The 675-nt window shown below is 35.9% G+C and carries 1 protein-coding gene; it reads right to left on the reverse strand.

The genetic code is table 11. From position 1 onward, the window contains the following. A partial coding sequence (locus tag ACWIUE_RS11910; protein WP_454137007.1) for a DUF6602 domain-containing protein occupies nt 1–620 on the reverse strand: 620 nt, incomplete at its 3' end. Between the last annotated feature and the right edge of the window lie 55 nt (nt 621–675).

Here is a 675-nt window from a genome sequence, read left to right on the forward strand (position 1 = left end):
GGCATTCCCATATCCCAAAACTTCATAAAGTGATTTTTATCAAAACTTATGCAATCTAGCTTCATGGGGTTATTTTCAAAAATACTTTTAAGATTTTCGCTTATGGTTTCTATATTGTAATCGCTCCCGTCATTTTGCTTATTAAACGCAAAAATTCCTGCAAAGATTTTATTGCCAATCATTTTTTTATTTGCCAAAATCTTTTCGATGGCATTTTCGTCCTTGCTATTTCTTTGCGAAAAGATATTTGAATCAAACGATGATTTTACTTCGATAATCCCCACCACGCTTTTGTTATCAACGATGATAAATTCGCCTTTCTTTAAAATCTCGGCATTGCTATTTTTGCTAAACTTATCATAGATGATAATGTCAATCTGCGAAGTCACATTATCGCCGCTGCATATCACAAATCCCGTGCCGATACCATACCGCTCGGGCAAAAATGAGCGCAGAATCTCGCGCAAAATGATTTCTTTATACCGCCCTTCTTCTGCATTGTGTTTGTTGCCGATAAGAAATCGCACTCTATCCTTAACCGCAATAATTTCCTTTGAAGTAGAAATCAAAAAGTTTTCGTAATTTGGTGTTTTACCCGCCGAATCTCGCAAATCTTGCATTTTTTTCTCCCTAATTTTGATTTTAAAAAGAAAAAATTATAACTGCCCCCCCCCC

It is taken from the genome of Helicobacter sp. 23-1045 (assembly GCF_053654655.1).